The organism is Butyricicoccus sp. AM32-19, from assembly GCF_003480365.1.
In the GTDB taxonomy this organism is placed as follows: Bacteria; Bacillota; Clostridia; order Oscillospirales; family Butyricicoccaceae; genus Agathobaculum; species Agathobaculum butyriciproducens.
Genome location: NZ_QUIX01000001.1, coordinates 371,060 through 389,270 on the forward strand (window position 1 = coordinate 371,060; position 18,211 = coordinate 389,270).

The window sequence follows — 18,211 nt, forward strand, 5'->3', positions numbered from 1 at the left end:
GGGAGACGCAGTGGACGACAAGCATATTGTGGCGCAGGCGCGGCGCGGCGAGCTTTCCGCCTTTGAGGAGCTGGTAACGCGCTACGAAAAGCGCGTGTATGCGATCGCGCTGCGCTCGTCCGGCTCGCCGGAGGATGCCGCAGATATCACGCAGGAGGTTTTCCTTCGGGCATGGCGCTCGATGAAGGACTTCCGCGGGGACAGCGGCTTTGCGACCTGGCTGTTCCGCATCACGATGAACCAGTGCGTCGATTACGCGCGGCATAAGCAGAGCCAGCCGCCGACGCAGCCGCTCGTGCAGGGCGAGGATGACGAGGAACGCGAACTGCCGCTTCCGGATACGGCTCCATCTCCCGAGGAGCACCTGGAGAACAGCGAGCTGGGACGCGAGCTTGCCGCCGCGCTCGATGAAGTAAGCGACGAGCACCGCAGAATCGTCCTGCTACGGGACGTTTCCGGCATGAGCTACACCGAGATCGCTGAGATACTCGAGGTCAGCGAAGGTACGGTAAAGTCGCGGCTGTCACGCGCACGCATTGCTTTACGCAAAATTTTACTCAAACGAGGGAACCTTTTTCATTTGCCTTCGTCTAAAGATATGGAAGGAGGCGAGGAGCATGAATGAGGAGGAATATTTTGAACAGCTTTGCTCGAACAGTGTGGACGGAACCCTGACCGATTCCGAAAAGCAAAAGCTGGAGGAGCATCTGGCAGAGTGCCCATCGTGCGCCGCGCTGAAAGAGGATCTGAAGCAGATGCACAGTATGCTGGCGGTGGACGAAACCGAGCCGCCGGCCGGACTGCATGACAGCATTATGGAACGTCTGCGGCAGGAGGAAACCGTTCGGGTGGTCGCGCCGCAAAAGCCGATGCGCCGTCTGCCGGTGTTTACGATGGTAGCCGCTGCGGCGGTTGTCGTGCTGGTTGTGCTCGGCGGCGGACTGATGCCCGCGTTCAGTACGGTGGGCAGCGGCAGCACGGCGGCAGCGGATTCCGCTTCGGCGGACGCAGGAGACTGCACGGCGGACGGTGGTATGCAGGATGAGATCGAGCAGTCTGTGCGGGAGAACGCCGATGCATCGAGCGGCGGAGCATCGAATTCGAGCGTGCAGCAGAGCGGCACGGCTTCGCAGAGCACGAACGGCAGCGAATACAGCGGACAGAATGACACCGGCGAGGACTCTGCGGCAAATACGCAGAGCGATGCGGGCATCGATGCCGAGCAGTATGCAGACAGCGATCGGTCGATCGCAGCTCCCGAGCCGATCACGGAGGAGCCGGTACCGGCGCAGGTGCAGACCCGTCCGGTGCTCACGCTGCCGCAAAGTCTGCACGGCGCACACACCGCGTACTGCTATGTGGCCACCGGCGGCAGCAGCCTGCCGGATATCGATGGTGAGCTGCTCGCGCAGGAGAACGGCGTTTCGTGGTTCCGGCTGGACAACAGTATGGAAACGCTCGAAAAGACTCTGCAGACAGTAGAACAGGCAGGCTGCACGGTGACTGCCTATGATAAGGTTGATCTGACGATCGACAGCCATGCAGATTCGTGGATCTTAGCGGTTGTTACCGGTTGAGATTGGGCAAAACAGACCTGAAACGATGGTTTTCGGGTCTGTTTTTGTGCATAACGCGAAAAATTCCGATTTACACAAAAAATCGCTGAAAATTTTGTGCAAACACTTGACTTTCCCATGAAAGTATTGTATTATGTATAAGCACTTGCGAGAGCAAGTTAAAACGCGATGATACCGGAGATTGCTGCTGTGAGCAGGTAACTTCGGTGGAGTAGGTCCGACAATCGGGCGGTTGAGATAACTGCTATCAGCTGAATTCAGATATTCAGCAAAAACGCAATGTTCATGCGTAAATTCGGGACTCGCGGCGCGTGCGCCGTCAAGCCGATGGTTTGAACCACTTACGTTTCTTATCGTGACCGGATTGTTGCGCTGCGGAGTCAGTGCGCCCGGTTATTTTCATGCCCGTTGCGTGATACGCACGGCGGAGTTGCAGTTTCTCTCCGTAGCGAGTCAAAACATTATTTAATGTATGGCACACATACGAGGAGGAAATTCCACAATGGCAAACGCACAGAAGATTCGCATTCGCCTGAAGGCGTATGATCACGAGCTGATCGACCAGTCCGCAGAGAAGATCATCGAGACCGCTAAGCGCAACGGCGCTAAGGTTTCCGGCCCGATCCCGCTGCCGACCGAGAAGCAGATCGTTACCATCCTGCGTGCTGTTCACAAGTACAAGGATTCTCGTGAGCAGTTCGAGCGCCGCACCCACAAGCGCCTGATCGACATCATCAACCCGAATCAGGCTACCATCGAGGCTCTGACCACTCTCGACCTGCCGGCTGGCGTCGAGTTCGAGGTTAAGCTCTAATTTAAGTTAACAAGCTGACCGGATTAACCCACCGGCGGTTTGAAGCCCTGCCGCGACACGCGCGGCGAGGTCATGTTGGCGGTCAAATGCCGTCAACCAATAACCTTTAAGGAGGAAAAACAAATGCTGAACAAAGCAATCATCGGCAAGAAGGTCGGTATGACCCAGATCTTCAATGCTGACGGCAAGGTTATCCCCTGCACCGTAATCGAAGCAGGTCCTTGCGTTGTAACTCAGCTCAAGACCGAAGAGAAGGACGGCTACAATGCTGTACAGTTCGGTTTTGAGGATGTTAAGGAAGCTCGCCTGAACAAGCCCCAGAAGGGTCACCTGAAGAAGGCTGGCGACTCCCTGAAGAAGTACCTGAAGGAGTTCCGTTTTGAGGACTGCACTCCGTTCCAGCTCGGCGATGTTGTTAAGGCTGACATGTTCGTTACCGGCGATTATGTTGACGTTACCGGCACTTCCAAGGGCAAGGGCTACGCTGGCGTAATCAAGCGCTTCAACGCATCCCGCCTGAAGGAAACCCACGGTACCGGCCCTGTACACCGCCATGCGGGTTCTATGGGCGCTTGCTCTGATCCGTCCAAGATCATGAAGGGCAAGATGATGCCGGGTCACATGGGCGCTGAGCAGGTTACTGTTCAGAACCTGGACGTTGTAAAGGTTGACGCTGAGCTTAACCTGATCGCCGTTTGCGGCGCAGTTCCGGGCCCGAAGGGCGGCATCGTAGTGCTGAAGAACACCGTTAAGAACAACAAGGTTGCCAAGGGCGAGGCTGGCATCAGCAAGAACCCGCAGAAGGCTTCCGCAAGAAAGTAAGGGAAGGAGGAGCAAATCATGCCTACAGTAGCAGTTTTTGATATGACCGGTAAGAAGACCGGCGAGATGGAGCTGAACGCGGCTGTTTTCGGTATCGAGCCGAACATGACCGTTGTACACGCTGCAGTAAAGAATTATCTGGCTAACCAGCGTCAGGGCACTCAGTCCACGCTGACCCGCGCCGAGGTTCGTGGCGGCGGCATCAAGCCGTGGCGTCAGAAGGGCACCGGCCGTGCTCGTCAGGGTTCTATCCGCTCTCCGCAGTGGACCCATGGTGGTATTGCCCTCGGCCCGAAGCCCCGTTCCTACAACTACAGCCTGACCAAGAAGACCAAGCGTCTGGCTATGCTGTCCGCTCTGTCTGCAAAGGCAGCAGCAGGCGAGATCATCGTAATCGATGGCCTGGATATGGGCGAGATCAAGACCAAGTCCTTCGTTGGTTTCCTGAACGCAGTTGAGGCAACCGGCAAGAGCCTGGTAGTTACTCCGGAAGTTCGCACTAACGTAGTTAAGTCTGCGGCAAACATCCCGGGCGTACGCACCACGATCGCGTCTACCCTCAATGTATACGACATCCTCAATGCTGACAAGTTCATCATCGACAAGGCAGCAGTTGAGAAGCTGCAGGAGGTATACGCATAATGAAGTACGCATACGACATTATCAAGAAGCCGATCATCACTGAGCGTTCTATGATGGGCGCACAGGACAACAAGTACACCTTCGAAGTAGCGATCGATGCCGGCAAGGTAGAGATCAAGAAGGCTGTAGAGGAGATCTTCGGCGTTAAGGTTGCCAAGGTTAACACCATCAAGCTGCCGGGCAAGTGGAAGCGCATGGGCGTTCACGTTGGCAAGCGTTCCGACATCAAGAAGGCGATCGTAACCCTGACCGCTGACTCCAAGAAGATCGAGATCTTCGAGAACATGATGTAAATATTCTAAGGGGGAATCCTTCCCCCTTAGATACCGAAAAAGTTCCCTTCAGAAACTTTTTCGGATAACCCCCTCTCGAATGAATACATTCGAGAACGCGCCTCTAAGGCGCGGGCAGTGGTGTAAAAGTACGGCGCAGCCGCACTTTTACGAACACCCCTGCGGGGTGATTAACAACTCATTCAAAACTGTAGTTTTGAATGAAGCATTTGTATGGGGAAGCCACCCCGATAATAACGTATCAAGGAGTTGAAATTCCAAATGGCTATCAAGACTTTCAACCCGACGACGCCCTCGCGCAGAAATATGACTGTGCTTTCCTACAAGGGTCTGTCTAAGGTGAAGCCCGAGAAGAGCCTTCTCGAAAAGGTCAAGAAGACCGCTGGCCGCAACAGCTACGGCCGCATCACCGTTCGCCACATCGGCGGCGGCAACAAGAAGAAGTACCGTATCATTGACTTCAAGCGTCAGAAGCTCGACGTTTACGCCGAGGTTAAGACCCTGGAGTATGATCCGAACCGTTCCGCTAACATCGCTCTCGTTCAGTACGAGGACGGCGAGAAGGCATATATCCTCGCTCCCGAGGGCCTGAAGATCGGCGACAAGGTCGTTTCTTCCAAGGATGCCGACATCAAGCCCGGCAACTGCCTGCCGGTTGAGAACATTCCGGTTGGTACCATGATCCACAACATCGAGCTGTACCCGGGCAAGGGCGCACAGCTGGTTCGTTCCGCAGGCGTCGGCGCTCAGCTGATGGCTAAGGAAGGCGGCAAGGCAATGGTTCGTCTGCCCTCCGGTGAGCTGCGTTACGTCCGTCTGGACTGCAAGGCTACCATCGGCGTTGTTGGTAACTCTGATCATTCTAACGTACAGCTGGGTAAGGCTGGCCGTACCCGTCATCTGGGTATCCGCCCGACCGTTCGTGGTTCTGTAATGAACCCGTGTGATCACCCGCACGGCGGCGGCGAAGGCAAGAGCCCGATCGGTCGTCCGTCTCCGGTTACCCCGTGGGGCAAGCCGGCTATGGGTTACAAGACCCGCAAGAAGAACCACCGCACCGACAAGCAGATCGCTCGTCGTCGCAACGGCAAGTAAGAAAGGAGTTATCTTAATATGGGCAGAAGTGTTAAGAAAGGCCCTTTTGTGGCTCCTGAGCTTATCAAAAGAGTCGTTGAAATGAACGAAAAGGGCGAGAAGAAGGTCCTCAAGACCTGGTCCCGCGCTTCCACGATCTTCCCTGAGTTCGTCGGTCATACTATCGCAGTACACGACGGCCGCAAGCACGTTCCGGTATACGTTACCGAGGACATGGTTGGTCACAAGCTGGGCGAGTTTGCTCCCACCCGTACCTACAAGGGTCACGCGGGCAGCAAGACCTCCAATAACGGCAAGTAAGGAGGAGTTAAAGTAACATGGAAGCAAGAGCTATTGTACGCAACGTACGCATGACCCCGCGAAAGATCAAGCTGATCTGCGATCTGATCCGCGGCAAGGATGCGGGCGAAGCTATGGCCATCATCATGAATACCCCCAAGGCAGCATGCGAGCCGATGGAGAAGCTCCTCAAGAGCGCAGTTGCCAATGCCGAGAACAATCACGGCATGAACACCGACAAGCTTTACGTTAAGGAAGTTCACGTCGGTCCCGGTCCGATCATGAAGCGCGTTATGCCGCGTGCACAGGGCCGTGCATTCAGAATCCTCAAGAGAACCTCGCACGTAACGCTGGTTCTTGGCGAGAAAGAATAAGGGAGGGTAATCAATGGGCCAGAAAGTAAATCCGAACGGTCTCCGTGTCGGCGTTATCAAGAATTGGGATTCCCGTTGGTTCGCTAAGGACAATGTGTTCGGCGACCTCCTCGTGGAAGACTACGAGATCCGTAAGGATCTGAAGAAGCGTCTGTACGACGCAGGCGTTCCGGCGATCGAGATCGAGCGCAAGAACGACGAAATCAAGATCATGATCCAGTGCGCACGTCCCGGCATGGTTGTCGGCCGCGGCGGCGAGGACATCAAGAAGCTCGAAGAAGAGCTGACCAAGAAGTACGGCAAGAAGGTTCGCTGCTCTATCATCGAGATCAAGAACCCGGACACCAACGCTACCCTGGTTGCTGAGAACATTGCAGCTCAGCTCGAGAAGCGCATCGGTTTCCGCCGTGCAATGAAGCAGTCCATGGGCCGTGCAATGCGCATGGGCGCCAAGGGCATCAAGGTTTCCTGCGGCGGCCGTCTGGGCGGCGCGGAAATCGCACGCACCGAGCATTACCACGAGGGCACCATTCCGCTGCAGACCCTGCGTGCGGACATCGACTATGGTTTTGCTGAAGCTGCGACCACCTACGGCCGCATCGGTGTTAAGGTATGGATCTACAAGGGTGAGGTTCTCCACGGCGGTCCGCGTCTGGGTCGCTCCATTGAAGCTCCGAAGCCGGCATTCGAGCGCCGCGATCGTCGCGGTGACCGTCGCGGCCGTCGTGACTTCAACCGTGGCGAGCGTCGTGCTCCCCGTCAGGAAGGAGGCAACCGTTAATGCTGCTCCCTAAGAGAGTTAAGTATCGTCGCGTTCATCGCGGCCGTATGACCGGCAAGGCTACCCGCGGTAACTTCGTATCGAACGGTGAGTTCGGTATCCAGGCTACCGAGCCGTGCTGGATCACCTCGAATCAGATCGAGGCAGCCCGTATCGCTATGACCCGTTACACCAAGCGTGGCGGTCAGGTATGGATCAAGATTTTCCCCGACAAGCCGGTTACCAAGCATCCGGCTGGTGCTCGAATGGGTTCCGGTAAGGGCGCACCCGAGTACTGGGTTGCAGTAGTTAAGCCGGGCCGTGTACTGTTTGAGATCGCAGGCGTTTCCGAGGAAGTTGCTCGTGAGGCACTGCGTCTGGCAAGCCACAAGCTGCCCTGCAAGACCAAGTTCGTTGCCCGTGAGAAGAATGGCGGTGAAGCATGATGAAGGCATCTGAGATCAGAGAACTGACGGCTGAGGAGCTGTCTGCAAAGCTCGGTGAGCTGAAGAAGGACCTCTTCAACCTCCGTCTGCAGCTCGCTACCAATCAGCTCGACAACACCAACAAGATCAATGAAGTCAAGCACGACATTGCTCGTATCAATACCGTTATCCGCGAGAAGCAGATCGCGGAGAAGGCATAAGGGAGGGAAACGAATATTATGAGCGAAAGAGCATTACGCAAAACGCGAGTAGGCAAGGTCGTTTCCGATAAGATGGATAAGACCATTGTCGTAGCAATTGAGGATCGTGTAGCACATCCTCTGTACAAGAAGGTTATTCCGCACACCTATAAGCTGAAGGCACACGACGAGAACAACGAGTGTGGCATCGGTGATAAGGTTAAGGTGATGGAGACCCGTCCGCTGTCCAAGGACAAGCGCTGGCGCCTGGTCGAGATCATCGAGAAGGCAAAGTAAGGAGGAGAGCACATGGTTCAGCAGGAAAGCTTTCTGCGTGCAGCTGACAACAGCGGCGCAAAGGAACTGAAGGTAATCCGTGTTCTCGGCGGCTCCGCACGCAAGTACGGCAACATCGGTGACGTAGTTGTTTGCTCGGTGCGCAAGTGCACCCCGGGCGGCGGCGTAAAGAAGGGCGATGTCGTTAAGGCAGTTATCGTCCGCACCGTTAAGGGCCTGCGCCGCGCTGACGGCAGCTATATCCGCTTTGACGAGAACGCTGGCGTTATCATTCGTGATGACAAAAACCCCCGCGGCACCCGTATCTTTGGGCCTGTCGCTCGTGAGCTGCGTGACAAGGATTACATGAAGATCCTGTCGCTTGCTCCGGAAGTACTGTAAGGAGGTCGCCAACAAATGAACAATTTGCACGTTAAGACGGGCGACACCGCAGTCGTTCTTTCCGGCAAGGAAAAGGGCAAGCGCGGCAAGATCCTGTCCGTAAACCCGAAGAAGGGTATGGTAGTAATCGAAGGTGTGAACATGATCAAGTGCCACACCAAGCCCCGCCGTCAGGGTGAAACCGGCGGCATCATCGAGCGCGAGGGTGCGCTGCGTGCCTGCAAGGTAATGCGCGTATGCCCGAAGTGCGACAAGCCGACTCGTGTAGCGCACAAGTTCACCGAGAACGGCACTAAGCTGACGGTGTGCAAGCACTGCGGCGAAACGCTTTAAGAAGAGGAGGTTGCAATAAATGGTTCCGAATATGAAAGCAAAGTATACTGCGGAAGTTGCGCCTGCTCTGATGAAGAAGTTTCAGTACGAGAGCGCAATGCAGATCCCGAAGCTCGACAAGATCGTAATCAACGTCGGCTGCGGTAAGGAAGCAAACGGTAACTCCAAGGTTATCGAGGCTATTGTCCGTGATATCACCCTGATCTCCGGCCAGAAGCCGATCATCACCCACGCTAAGAAGTCCATCGCAAACTTCAAGCTGCGTGACGGCATGCCGGTAGGCGTTAAGGTAACCCTGCGCCGTGACCGTATGTGGGAGTTCCTGGATCGTCTGTTCAACGTAGCTCTGCCGCGTGTACGCGACTTCCGCGGCATCAACGGCAACGCATTTGACGGCCGTGGCAACTACGCTCTGGGTCTGAACGAGCAGCTGATCTTCCCGGAAATTTCCTATGATCAGATCGACAAGATCCGCGGCATGAACATCGTTATCTGCACCACTGCAAATACCGATGAAGAAGCAAAGGAGCTGCTTACTCTGATGGGCGCTCCGTTTGAGAAGTAAGGAGGAGAAGTTAAATGGCTAAGAAGTCGATGGTTCTCAAGCAGCAGGCTAAGCCGAAGTTCTCCAGCCGAGCTTACAACCGCTGCAAGATCTGCGGCCGTCCGCACGCTTACCTGCGTGATTTCGGTATCTGCCGTATCTGCTTCCGCGAGCTGGCTTACAAGGGCCAGATCCCGGGTGTCCGCAAGGCATCCTGGTAAGGAAGAGCGATTTCAAAAAGGAACCCGTAAGGGTTCCTTTTTTTATGCTTTAACGGTGGGCAGAGACCATTTCTGCACCGACTGATCGGGGCACGCGAACTGCGTAAGCGGGTTCGCCCCTAACGGGCGGCAGCCTTTTTCAGCACCGGCTGAGCGGGGTACGCGAACTGCCGCAGGCGTGTTCGCCCTTTCCGGGCGGGGAGTTTTTCGCTGCACCTCAGCGGGGGATTCGCCGTCTGCGGACGGCGGGAACGTGCCGCGCCCCGCGGCAGGGGCAAAAAGGAAGGGACACCTGCGGTTTCCCTTCCTCTTTGAACTCCTGCCTTTCCCTTATTTGTTAGCCTGGCGCAGACCAGAGACCGGCGACCGCTCCGAAAAAGGGAACGGCAGTCGGGTGACCGTTGTGTGTCTTTCGTGAAATGTTCGCAATTCACAGATAGCGTACTGCTACACAGATGGTTTTATCAGCGCAGGCGCGACATGCCCGTGTCGCGCAATTCGTTTGTGCGTTATTACGGATAGTTCCTGCGGGTAATACATGAGGGTAAATGTTATCGTAGGGCGGGGTGCCCTCACCCCGCCGTTTTTAACGATCTGCTGTTATTTATATACGGTGAGGCGGTCGTTTCAGTATGAAAAAATCGTAATATATTGACTATTAAAACGAAAATCTCGTAGTTGCCTCTTGCATTTTCCCGCAAAATGTGTTTTAATTATTCTGTTATAAATATTTCAATGCGATGAGCAGGAAAAGTAACGCTGTGTTCCTCTTTCTCAGAGAGAACGGTCCCATGGCTGCAAGCCGTTTATCGAGGTATGGCGCGAAGTTCCCCTGTGAGCACCGGTGCTGAATAGATGCAGTAGGCGCCGGCGAAGTAACGCTCCGTTACCGGCGTTCAATGAGTGCCCGATTTTTTTTCGGGAATCAGGGTGGTACCACGGAAGTTTTACGCCTTTCGTCCCTAATTTTAGAGGGATGAAAGGCGTTTTTTGTTTCATTAGGAATTACTAACTACTAATTGGTATAAGAGACCATCCCTTATATACAAGCCAAAGAAGGAGAATTGGTATGAAAGAAAAGCTGCAAGGCATTTTGCAGACCGCGAAGGAGCAGCTCGCTGCCGCGAAGGATTCGCGCGCGCTGGACGAGGCCCGTGTTAAGTTCCTCGGCAAAAAGGGTGAGCTGACCGCGCTGCTCAAGGGCATGAAGGACGTTGCCGCAGAGGAGCGTCCGGTTGTTGGTCAGCTGATCAACGACGTTCGTGCGGAGATCGAAACCATCATTGACAAGCAGAAGAAGCTGATCGAGCAGGCTGCGCTCGAGAAGAAGCTGGAGGCGGAGACTATCGACGTTACCCTGCCGGGTGAGGACGTTGTCATCGGCAAGAAGCATCCGCTGAACATCGTGCTCGACGAGTTCAAGGAGATTTTCCTCGGTCTGGGCTTCTCGATCGCTGAGGGTCCGGAGGTTGAGCTGGATCACTACAACTTTGAGGCGCTAAACATTCCGAAGGATCATCCGGCACGCGACACGCAGGATACCTTCTATATTTCGGATAATGTTGTGCTCCGCACGCAGACCTCTCCGATGCAGGTCCGCACGATGGAAAAGCGCAAGCCGCCGATCCGCATTATCGCGCCGGGCCGTGTTTACCGTTCGGACGCCGTTGATGCAACCCACTCTCCGCTGTTCCATCAGATCGAGGGTCTGGTTGTCGATAAGGGCATCCGCATGAGCGACCTGAAGGGCATTCTCGAGCTGTTCGCAAAGAAGCTGTACGGCGAGGACACGGTTGTTCGTTTCCGTCCGCATCACTTCCCGTTCACCGAGCCGTCTGCGGAGATGGATATCCAGTGCTACCGCTGCCACGGTGAAGGCTGCCCGCTCTGCAAGGGCGAGGGCTGGATCGAGATCCTCGGCTGCGGCATGGTTCACCCCAAGGTGCTTGAGATGAGTGGTATCGACCCGAATGAATACTCCGGCTACGCCTTCGGCATCGGTCTGGAGCGTATGGTTATGGGCCGCTTCAAGATCGACGATATCCGTCTGTTCTATGAGAACGACGTTCGATTCCTGCACCAGTTCTAAACCTGCACCCGTAGGGCGGGATGACCTCATCCCGCCGCACTCTCCCGCATGTTACAAGCGATACGTATTATCGTAGGGCGCGACGACCCCGGCGCGCCGCTCGTAAGTATATGCAGGCGGCAAATACGGCGCGCTGAGTCGTCGCGCCCTACGGACAACAATAACACCAAAAGGAGTGTTCCTATCAATGAAACTGCCATTATCCTGGCTTTCGGATTATACCGATATGAACGGCATCACCCCGAAGGAGTATGATGCCAAGCTGACTATGTCCGGCTCCAAGGTCGAGGAGGTTTACTATCTCGGCGCGGAGATCGACAACGTTGTGACCGGCAAGATCCTCGAGGTTGTCGATCACCCGGATTCCGACCATCTGAAGATCTGCCAGCTCGATGTCGGCAAGGAGGAGCCGGTGCAGATCGTCACCGGCGCACCCAATGTAACGCCTGCGTCCGTTGGCGAGATCTGCCCGGTCTGCCTGCACAAGTCCACCCTGCCGGGCGGCGTGAAGATCACCAAGGGCAAGCTGCGCGGCGTGCCGTCCAACGGCATGATGTGCTCGTTCCAGGAGCTGGGTCTGTCCCACGGCTGCGTACCGTATGCGTGCGAGAACGGCATCCTGTTCCTGCCGGCCGGCACCCCGGTTGGCGAGGACATCAAGAAGGTGCTCGGTCTGGACGACTGGGTTTCCGATTTCGAGATTACGTCCAACCGCCCGGACTGCCTGAGCGTGATCGGTCTGGCCCGCGAGACTGCGGCTACCTTCGACCGTCCGTTCAGTGTCAAGACCCCGGAGGTAAAGGGCGTTGGCGGCGATATCAACGAGTATATGTCGGTTGAGGTCAAGGATACCGACCTGTGCCCGCGCTACACCGCCCGCATTGTCAAGAATATCAAGATCGAGCCGTCTCCGGCGTGGATGCGCGAGCGTCTGCACGCCTGCGGCGTTCGTCCGATCAACAATATCGTTGATATCACCAACTATGTTATGCTCGAGTACGGCCAGCCGATGCATGCGTTCGACTACAAGTGCCTGTCCGATGGCCGCATTGTTGTCCGCCGTGCCCGCAACGGTGAGTCCATCCAGACTCTGGACGGCGTGGATCACGACCTGAGCGATAAGATGCTCGCCATCTGCGACAACGACAAGCCGGTTGCTGTTGCAGGCGTTATGGGCGGCGCAAACTCCGAGATTATGGACGACACCAAGACCGTCGTTTTCGAGTCCGCAAACTTCCACGGCGCTACCGTTCGTATCACCGCAAAGGCGCTCGGTATGCGTACCGAGGCTTCCGGCCGCTTTGAAAAGGGCCTTGACCCGCGCATGACCCTCGATGCGGTCAACCGTGCGTGCGAACTGATCGAGATGCTCGGCGCAGGCGAGGTCGTTGACGGCATTATCGACGTTGACAACTCCGACCCGAACCACAAGCGTCTGCCGTTTGAGCCGGACAAGATGAACGCGCTGCTCGGTCTGGAGCTGTCCACGGAGGAGCAGGTAAAGCTGCTCGAGAAACTGGGCTTCAAGATCGAGAACAACGAGGTCGTTGTGCCGTTCTTCCGCACCGACATCAACCGTATGTGCGACGTAGCCGAGGAGGTTGCCCGCATGTACGGCTACGACAAGATTCCGACCACGCTGTATGCCGGTGAGATGGTACAGGGTGAGTTCACGCCGGCTCAGCAGGCGGAGCGCGCTGCCGCGCTGGTTTGCCGCGAGGCGGGCTTTGACGAGTCCATGAGCCACTCGTTCATCTCTCCGAAGTTCTACGACATGATCGGCTGGGACGAGAACGACCCGCGCCGTATCTCCACCACCATCCTCAATCCGCTTGGTGAGGATTTCAGCGTAATGCGTACCACCGTGCTGCCGTCCATGCTGGATAATCTGGCGCACAACCACGCACACCGCAACCCGACCGCTTCGCTGTACGAGCTGGGCACCATCTACACCCCGACCGTCAAGGACGGCAAGGCTGACCCGGACGTACTGCCGCACGAGGAGAAGATCCTGACCCTCGGCAGCTACGGCCGCCTGTCCTTCTTCCAGTTCAAGGGCGTAATCGAGGCGCTGCTGCGTGAGCTGAACATTAAGGGCGCGTCCTTTGCTCCCGAGAAGGCCAACCTGTCCTACCACCCGGGCCGCTGTGCCAAGGTGCTCATTGACGGCAAAGAGATCGGCGTATTCGGCACCATTCATCCGACCGTTGCCGCACGCTACGGTCTGTCCGGCGAGGTGCTCGCTGCCGAGCTGCAGATGGACGCGCTGCTGGCCGCCATCGACCCGGAGAAGCTGTATCATCCGCTGCCCAAGTTCCCGGCATCCACCCGCGATATCGCGGTTCTGGTTGACGATGCCGTTCCGGCGGCTTCCATGCAGGCCGCTGTTGAGAAGGCGGCGGGCAAGCTGCTCGAATCCGTCAAGCTGTTTGACGTTTACAAGGGCAAGGGCATCCCGGAGGGCAAGAAGTCCGTGGCATATTCGCTGTCCCTGCGCGCACCCGACCGTACCCTCACCGACGAGGAGTGCGACAAGGCAATGCGTGCCGCTATCTCGGCACTTGAGACCGAGTTCGGCGCTCAGCTGCGCGGTTAAGTTTCCGAAAAAGTACAAAAAGAGCAGATACGAAAGTATCTGCTCTTTCTTTATGGTTTTATAATGCGTTATCCGAGAGAACCGTCCGGATTGACAGAATCCCAGTCATTGGAATAATCATGCTGCGTCCATTCGACGATTTTGTCGCCTGCAGGCGGCGTGTTCTTCGGCTCGACACTGGATTCGGTCGTGGTCAGTGTGATATCGAGCGACAGAATGCCGGTGTTCTTGGTGTGGTAGGTCACGTTCAATTTGCAGTTCTGCACACTGCCGGAGAACGTCAGAACGGTTTTGGTGGTGTTCCAGCTATCGGAGCGGCTTTCAAGCGTGCCCGAGAACGAGCCGTCCGCCGTGTTCAGCGTGTAGCTGCCGGTCATGGTTTGCCCGTAGTCGTCATTCTGTTTGTCGAGCTTTGCCGTGCAGCGCGAGCCGCTTGCGGTGAATTGTTCATCGCCCAGCAGGTCGTTCAGGCGGTTTACGTTATTCTTTATGTTGCGATAAAAATCCTCCCAGCCAAGCTCATATGCGGTCACGTTGGATTCGTTCGAGGCAACGATGCTTTCGCCCACCGAGGTAAAGGTATTGTTCTTCAAAATCTTCAGATTTTCGCTGAACAGAGCGCCGAATGTGCTGTCCGCCCAGTTGATGTGCAGCCACGCGCCGTTCGACAGCGCCTTGAGATTGGCGTCGCCCGTTTCGTCCATCGCCAGAATCTTCGCCACGGCAGGGCACTTCAAATACAGGTCGCCGCTGTCTGCGCTGCATAGGAGCTCGAGCTTGACATTGCTCAGCGCACTGCGCAGGAGCGCTGCCTGTGCGGCGGTGAGTACGTCATCCGCCTGCGAATCGCCGAGGAAATAAGACGCCAGCACGCGCAGATCGACCGTCACGGTCGCCTCAATGGCTTGTCCGTTCGCCAGAATTTCGGCTTTGACATCGACCTTGTAATCCTTGTTGCCGTCGATGGTGTCGAAGGCGGTATACGCCGCGCCGATCGTCGCCACCGTGCGCAGTGTCTTGGCGTTTTCGGTGGACGGCTGTGCCTTGATCCACTTGTTGAGTACGGTAAACTTGCTGTCAATGTCGTTTACAAGCGCCGCGCGGTCATACAGCACGGCGGTCTGCATATCCTGATCCCACTGCACGGTCAGTCCGAACGCTTCCGCGAAAAAGCGCACCGGAACATAGGTGCGTCCGCCTTTTTTGTACGGCGCGGTATCAAGCTGCACGATTTTGACGGTTTTGCCCGCGCTGTCCGTGACGGTAAGCTGCTTGCCGTCGAGCGCGAACGACAGCGTTTCGCCGTCCTTTTTCGCGGTGATTTTTCCGGCGTCATATGTGACCTCGGCGCCGAGCACTTCGGCAATGGCGCGGAAGGGAACCATCACGCGCCCGTTTACCTTTTCCGGCTGTGCGTCCGCAAAGTGGACATACGCGCCGTTGAGCTGCACGGAAGGCTGACAGCGGAGTTTGTATTCCTCGGCGATTGTCATGTTGTACGCCGTTGCACGATAGCATTCCTCTAAGTCATCATTCCACCCAAGGGACATATCCTCCAGACTGCCATAACCCCAGTAATCGACTGCGATATTGGGATCCTTGAGGATGGCTTCCCAGTGCTGTCGATAATGGTCGCTGAGCGTATCATAATCGAAAATGCCGTAGCCCGGTCCCTCATCCATGTACTCCTCAGCGCTGTCACACCCGAACTGCTTGTACATCGGCGGGGTGGTGTCCAGCGCAAGCGCGCTCGGCGCAGAGCCTGCCAGCAGCAGTGCCGCCAGTGCCGCAGAGGCAAATCGTTTCATCTTTTTCATGTCGTAACCCCCTCATGTTGGTGTTACTACCATTGTACAGGAAATCGGTAGGGGTTGTCTACCTGTAACCTGACGCAAATTGGCAGAGAAAAATCGGCATATTGCCCATGCAGCCGCATAGGGTAGAGCAAGGGAGGGCACTGCTATGTTTATCACGATCACACGCACGGGTCTGCGCCGAATCGGTGTGGGACTTAGCGCTTTTGCGGTTCTGACTGCGGTTTTCATTCTGTTTCCGCGCGAAAATACTGAGCCAACAGCCGCCGAACAGGCGGTTCCCGCGTCTGTCAGTGACTGGGGATTATCGTTCCAGACCGAGGGACAGCCGCCGGTCGGCAATGTCTCCGCCGAGGAACTGCGGCAGTACAACGCGTTTTACGTCGGTGATACGAGCAAAAAGACCATCTACCTGACATTCGACGCGGGCTACGAGAACGGCTGCACGCCTGCTATTCTGGATGCGCTCAAAAAGCATAACGCGCCTGCCTGCTTTTTCGTGGTGGGAAACTTTATTGATACCGCACCGGATCTCGTAAAGCGCATGGCCGCAGAAGGGCATATTGTGGGCAACCATACGCTGCACCATCCGGATATGTCCGGCATTGCGGATAAGAGCGCGTTTACGGCGGAGCTGAACGGTCTTGAGGAGAAATACACCGCGCTGACCGGTCAGCCGATGCAGAAATTTTATCGTCCGCCGCAGGGCAAGTTCAGTGAGGAGAATCTCCGGCAGGCGCAGGAGCTGGGGTATACCACGGTTTTCTGGTCGCTCGCGTATGTGGACTGGTATACGGATAATCAGCCGACCGATGAGCAGGCATTCTCCAAGCTGCTTCCGCGGATACATAACGGGGCCATCGTGCTGCTGCATTCCACCAGTGAGACCAATGCGAGGATTCTCGATGAATTGCTGACCAAGTGGGAGAGTGCGGGTTATGCCTTTGGCTCGTTGACAGACCTTACATCCGGCTAAACCGTAGGGTGTGACAAGGTGAATTGCCCGAAGGGCAAGAGAAGGTGCCATGGGGTACGACTCGGCGCACCGCATGTAACGATTGGTATGCGTTATCCCGTAGGGGAGCACAGTGTGCTCCCACGCAATACCAAATCACACGGTTCTCGGGCGAACACTGTTCGCCCCTACGGTTACGCAGCTGCAGATCGAGGTCGGCGCACCCTACGGGAAAACGATATGGTAAAATAAAACCCTCTCTGGATTTTCAGAGAGGGTTTTGTGCATTGTTTGCTTTTACGGCATCATGGTGCGGCCTTCAAACTCGGCGCGGCGCTTGATGTCCTTCATGACGGTATCGAACTGGTTGAGGTCGAGCGACTGCGCACCGTCGCAGAGGGCGTGTGCGGGATCGTTATGCGCCTCGATGATCAGGCCGTCAGCACCGGCAGCGATGGCTGCGCGGGACAGCGGCTGCACCATATCACGGCGGCCTGCTGCGTGGGACGGGTCGATGATGATGGGCAGGTGGCTGAACATTTTAACCAGCGGAACAGCGGAGATATCCAGATTATTGCGGATCAGCTTCTCAAAGGTACGGATGCCGCGCTCGCACAGGATAACATTGGTATTGCCGCCTGCGAAAATGTACTCGGCAGCCATGAGGAACTCCTCCATGGTGGCGGACAGACCGCGCTTGAGGAGGATCGGCTTGTTGCAGCGGCCCAGCTCCTTCAGCAGCATGAAGTTCTGCATATTGCGGGCGCCAAGCTGGATGATATCCACATCCGCGAACAGATCGAGGTGCTTTTCGCTCATGATCTCGGTGACGATCGGCAGACCGGTCTGACGCTTTGCCTCGAGCAGCAGCTTGAGACCCTCGGCCTCCAGACCCTGGAACGAGTACGGGGAGGTACGCGGCTTGAATGCGCCGCCGCGCAGGAAGGATGCACCGGCAGCCTTGACGCGCTCGGCACACTCGACGATCTGTGCTTCGTTCTCGACCGAGCACGGACCTGCCATAACATTGAAGTAGCCGGTGCCGATCTTGCGGCCCGCAACCTCGATGATCGTGTCCTCGGGATGGAATTTGCGGTTGACGGCCTTAAACGGCTCGGTCACGCGCTGTACACGCTCGACCACGTCATACGCCATAATGTCCCTTTCATCGAGCCGGGTCGTGTCGCCCATCAGGCCCAGGATGGTGGTGTCTGCGCCCTCAGAATAGTTGATCCGCAGCCCCATATCCGTGAAATGCTGCATCAGTTTTTCGACATGTCCTTTGTCGCTGTTTTGTTTGAGTACAACGATCATTTCAGTTCACTCCTTCACAATGTGATAAATTTTAAGTAGAATTCGATATACGCTTAAGGCAATACCGCACAATTAAGGCGGCGGCTCCTCGCGCAGGCTCCGGTCGCGCTGCCGCGGTGCTTTGCGGAAATTTTGTGTCCTGACTTTGTTGCAATTTCACGGTAATACATCAAGTATTACCGCAAAACTGTGCCTCGTCAGTACGCAAAATTTACTCGCAAATCACTCTTGTTCAATTATGTGGTATTGCCTTTATTTTTTCAGCTTTTTTACAGCGTACGATTTGAAGTATACCATATCAGAGGGCAAAAAGAAAGAGCGATTTACGACAAATCGCCCTTTGATTTCCCACGCTTTTTGCACATGGTTGCATTCTGCTAACCGGA

Annotated in this window: 22 protein-coding genes and 1 other annotated feature; of the genes, 20 read left to right on the forward strand and 2 right to left on the reverse strand. The window is 56.0% G+C overall.

Annotation, left to right across the window (positions count from 1 at the left end; all coding sequences use genetic code 11):
* Positions 1-10 precede the first annotated feature (10 nt).
* The 19 genes from DW806_RS01735 (at position 11) to pheT (ending at position 13,742) form a co-directional block, all read left to right on the forward strand.
* Entirely contained in the window at positions 11-625 is a 615-nt protein-coding gene (locus DW806_RS01735; protein WP_110435214.1) for an RNA polymerase sigma factor, read from the forward strand.
* Entirely contained in the window at positions 618-1,577 is a 960-nt protein-coding gene (locus DW806_RS01740) for an anti-sigma factor family protein (RefSeq protein WP_118728914.1), read from the forward strand. The genes DW806_RS01735 and DW806_RS01740 overlap by 8 nt, the downstream gene beginning before the upstream one ends.
* A gap of 502 nt (positions 1,578-2,079) precedes the next feature.
* Positions 2,080-2,391 carry a 30S ribosomal protein S10 gene (gene rpsJ / locus DW806_RS01745; protein WP_054326972.1) on the forward strand — a complete coding sequence of 104 codons (312 nt, stop codon included), beginning with the start codon at positions 2,080-2,082 and terminating at the stop codon, positions 2,389-2,391.
* Between the two features lie 126 nt (positions 2,392-2,517).
* Entirely contained in the window at positions 2,518-3,213 is a 696-nt protein-coding gene (gene rplC / locus DW806_RS01750) for a 50S ribosomal protein L3 (protein WP_117491440.1), read from the forward strand.
* Between the two features lie 18 nt (positions 3,214-3,231).
* The gene (gene rplD, locus DW806_RS01755; protein WP_110435212.1) at positions 3,232-3,855 is read left to right on the forward strand and encodes a 50S ribosomal protein L4; all 624 of its coding nucleotides are present in this window, start codon (positions 3,232-3,234) and stop codon (positions 3,853-3,855) included.
* The gene (gene rplW / locus DW806_RS01760; RefSeq protein WP_110435211.1) at positions 3,855-4,148 is read left to right on the forward strand and encodes a 50S ribosomal protein L23; all 294 of its coding nucleotides are present in this window, start codon (positions 3,855-3,857) and stop codon (positions 4,146-4,148) included. Before rplD ends, rplW begins: the two co-directional genes overlap by 1 nt.
* 261 nt (positions 4,149-4,409) lie before the next feature.
* Positions 4,410-5,243: a 50S ribosomal protein L2 gene (rplB, locus tag DW806_RS01765; protein WP_116704664.1), complete on the forward strand. Its 834-nt coding sequence runs from the start codon at positions 4,410-4,412 to the stop codon at positions 5,241-5,243.
* Between the two features lie 18 nt (positions 5,244-5,261).
* Complete coding sequence (gene rpsS / locus DW806_RS01770; protein WP_110435209.1) at positions 5,262-5,543, forward strand: 30S ribosomal protein S19; 282 nt, start codon at positions 5,262-5,264, stop codon at positions 5,541-5,543.
* 17 nt (positions 5,544-5,560) lie between these two features.
* The gene (gene rplV / locus DW806_RS01775; protein ID WP_110435208.1) at positions 5,561-5,896 is read left to right on the forward strand and encodes a 50S ribosomal protein L22; all 336 of its coding nucleotides are present in this window, start codon (positions 5,561-5,563) and stop codon (positions 5,894-5,896) included.
* Positions 5,897-5,909: 13 nt separating this feature from the next.
* Positions 5,910-6,677: a 30S ribosomal protein S3 gene (gene rpsC / locus DW806_RS01780; protein WP_116704663.1), complete on the forward strand. Its 768-nt coding sequence runs from the start codon at positions 5,910-5,912 to the stop codon at positions 6,675-6,677.
* Entirely contained in the window at positions 6,677-7,102 is a 426-nt protein-coding gene (rplP, locus tag DW806_RS01785; protein WP_110435206.1) for a 50S ribosomal protein L16, read from the forward strand. Before rpsC ends, rplP begins: the two co-directional genes overlap by 1 nt.
* Complete coding sequence (rpmC, locus tag DW806_RS01790) at positions 7,102-7,302, forward strand: 50S ribosomal protein L29 (protein WP_110435205.1); 201 nt, start codon at positions 7,102-7,104, stop codon at positions 7,300-7,302. Before rplP ends, rpmC begins: the two co-directional genes overlap by 1 nt.
* Before the next feature lie 18 nt (positions 7,303-7,320).
* Positions 7,321-7,578, forward strand: a complete 258-nt coding sequence (gene rpsQ / locus DW806_RS01795) for a 30S ribosomal protein S17 (protein ID WP_054326963.1) — start codon at positions 7,321-7,323, stop codon at positions 7,576-7,578.
* Between the two features lie 12 nt (positions 7,579-7,590).
* Positions 7,591-7,959, forward strand: coding sequence for a 50S ribosomal protein L14 (gene rplN / locus DW806_RS01800; protein ID WP_116704662.1), 369 nt, complete (start codon positions 7,591-7,593; stop codon positions 7,957-7,959).
* A 15-nt stretch (positions 7,960-7,974) separates the two neighbouring features.
* Entirely contained in the window at positions 7,975-8,292 is a 318-nt protein-coding gene (rplX, locus tag DW806_RS01805) for a 50S ribosomal protein L24 (protein WP_110435203.1), read from the forward strand.
* A 19-nt stretch (positions 8,293-8,311) separates the two neighbouring features.
* Positions 8,312-8,857, forward strand: a complete 546-nt coding sequence (rplE, locus tag DW806_RS01810) for a 50S ribosomal protein L5 (RefSeq protein WP_117555184.1) — start codon at positions 8,312-8,314, stop codon at positions 8,855-8,857.
* Positions 8,858-8,871: 14 nt separating this feature from the next.
* Complete coding sequence (locus DW806_RS01815; RefSeq protein ID WP_110435201.1) at positions 8,872-9,057, forward strand: type Z 30S ribosomal protein S14; 186 nt, start codon at positions 8,872-8,874, stop codon at positions 9,055-9,057.
* Between the two features lie 731 nt (positions 9,058-9,788).
* Positions 9,789-10,024: a binding site (T-box leader), on the forward strand.
* A 102-nt stretch (positions 10,025-10,126) separates the two neighbouring features.
* On the forward strand, positions 10,127-11,146 hold the full coding sequence (gene pheS, locus DW806_RS01820) for a phenylalanine--tRNA ligase subunit alpha (protein WP_110435200.1): 1,020 nt from the start codon (positions 10,127-10,129) through the stop codon (positions 11,144-11,146).
* Between the two features lie 187 nt (positions 11,147-11,333).
* Positions 11,334-13,742 carry a phenylalanine--tRNA ligase subunit beta gene (pheT, locus tag DW806_RS01825; protein WP_118728915.1) on the forward strand — a complete coding sequence of 803 codons (2,409 nt, stop codon included), beginning with the start codon at positions 11,334-11,336 and terminating at the stop codon, positions 13,740-13,742.
* A 68-nt stretch (positions 13,743-13,810) separates the two neighbouring features.
* Here pheT and DW806_RS01830 read toward each other — a convergent pair whose 3' ends face one another.
* Positions 13,811-15,559: a copper amine oxidase N-terminal domain-containing protein gene (locus DW806_RS01830; protein WP_118728916.1), complete on the reverse strand. Its 1,749-nt coding sequence runs from the start codon at positions 15,557-15,559 to the stop codon at positions 13,811-13,813.
* 145 nt (positions 15,560-15,704) lie between these two features.
* Here DW806_RS01830 and pdaA point away from each other — a divergent pair, with 145 nt between their 5' ends.
* Positions 15,705-16,532: a delta-lactam-biosynthetic de-N-acetylase gene (gene pdaA / locus DW806_RS01835; RefSeq protein WP_118728917.1), complete on the forward strand. Its 828-nt coding sequence runs from the start codon at positions 15,705-15,707 to the stop codon at positions 16,530-16,532.
* A 276-nt stretch (positions 16,533-16,808) separates the two neighbouring features.
* Here pdaA and aroF read toward each other — a convergent pair whose 3' ends face one another.
* The gene (gene aroF / locus DW806_RS01840) at positions 16,809-17,825 is read right to left on the reverse strand and encodes a 3-deoxy-7-phosphoheptulonate synthase (protein ID WP_118728918.1); all 1,017 of its coding nucleotides are present in this window, start codon (positions 17,823-17,825) and stop codon (positions 16,809-16,811) included.
* Positions 17,826-18,211 lie beyond the last annotated feature (386 nt).

What these genes read in the sequence shown, in the direction of transcription:
- DW806_RS01740 (WP_118728914.1), top strand. Translation starts at nt 618, where the DNA reads ATGAATGAGGAGGAATATTTTGAACAGCTTTGCTCGAACAGTGTGGAC.
- rpsJ (WP_054326972.1), top strand. Translation starts at nt 2,080, where the DNA reads ATGGCAAACGCACAGAAGATTCGCATTCGCCTGAAGGCGTATGATCAC.
- rplD (WP_110435212.1), top strand. Translation starts at nt 3,232, where the DNA reads ATGCCTACAGTAGCAGTTTTTGATATGACCGGTAAGAAGACCGGCGAG.
- rplW (WP_110435211.1), top strand. Translation starts at nt 3,855, where the DNA reads ATGAAGTACGCATACGACATTATCAAGAAGCCGATCATCACTGAGCGT.
- rplB (WP_116704664.1), top strand. Translation starts at nt 4,410, where the DNA reads ATGGCTATCAAGACTTTCAACCCGACGACGCCCTCGCGCAGAAATATG.
- rpsS (WP_110435209.1), top strand. Translation starts at nt 5,262, where the DNA reads ATGGGCAGAAGTGTTAAGAAAGGCCCTTTTGTGGCTCCTGAGCTTATC.
- rplV (WP_110435208.1), top strand. Translation starts at nt 5,561, where the DNA reads ATGGAAGCAAGAGCTATTGTACGCAACGTACGCATGACCCCGCGAAAG.
- rpsC (WP_116704663.1), top strand. Translation starts at nt 5,910, where the DNA reads ATGGGCCAGAAAGTAAATCCGAACGGTCTCCGTGTCGGCGTTATCAAG.
- rplP (WP_110435206.1), top strand. Translation starts at nt 6,677, where the DNA reads ATGCTGCTCCCTAAGAGAGTTAAGTATCGTCGCGTTCATCGCGGCCGT.
- rpmC (WP_110435205.1), top strand. Translation starts at nt 7,102, where the DNA reads ATGAAGGCATCTGAGATCAGAGAACTGACGGCTGAGGAGCTGTCTGCA.
- rpsQ (WP_054326963.1), top strand. Translation starts at nt 7,321, where the DNA reads ATGAGCGAAAGAGCATTACGCAAAACGCGAGTAGGCAAGGTCGTTTCC.
- rplN (WP_116704662.1), top strand. Translation starts at nt 7,591, where the DNA reads ATGGTTCAGCAGGAAAGCTTTCTGCGTGCAGCTGACAACAGCGGCGCA.
- rplX (WP_110435203.1), top strand. Translation starts at nt 7,975, where the DNA reads ATGAACAATTTGCACGTTAAGACGGGCGACACCGCAGTCGTTCTTTCC.
- rplE (WP_117555184.1), top strand. Translation starts at nt 8,312, where the DNA reads ATGGTTCCGAATATGAAAGCAAAGTATACTGCGGAAGTTGCGCCTGCT.
- DW806_RS01815 (WP_110435201.1), top strand. Translation starts at nt 8,872, where the DNA reads ATGGCTAAGAAGTCGATGGTTCTCAAGCAGCAGGCTAAGCCGAAGTTC.
- pheS (WP_110435200.1), top strand. Translation starts at nt 10,127, where the DNA reads ATGAAAGAAAAGCTGCAAGGCATTTTGCAGACCGCGAAGGAGCAGCTC.
- pheT (WP_118728915.1), top strand. Translation starts at nt 11,334, where the DNA reads ATGAAACTGCCATTATCCTGGCTTTCGGATTATACCGATATGAACGGC.
- DW806_RS01830 (WP_118728916.1), bottom strand. Translation starts at nt 15,559, where the DNA reads ATGAAAAAGATGAAACGATTTGCCTCTGCGGCACTGGCGGCACTGCTG.
- pdaA (WP_118728917.1), top strand. Translation starts at nt 15,705, where the DNA reads ATGTTTATCACGATCACACGCACGGGTCTGCGCCGAATCGGTGTGGGA.
- aroF (WP_118728918.1), bottom strand. Translation starts at nt 17,825, where the DNA reads ATGATCGTTGTACTCAAACAAAACAGCGACAAAGGACATGTCGAAAAA.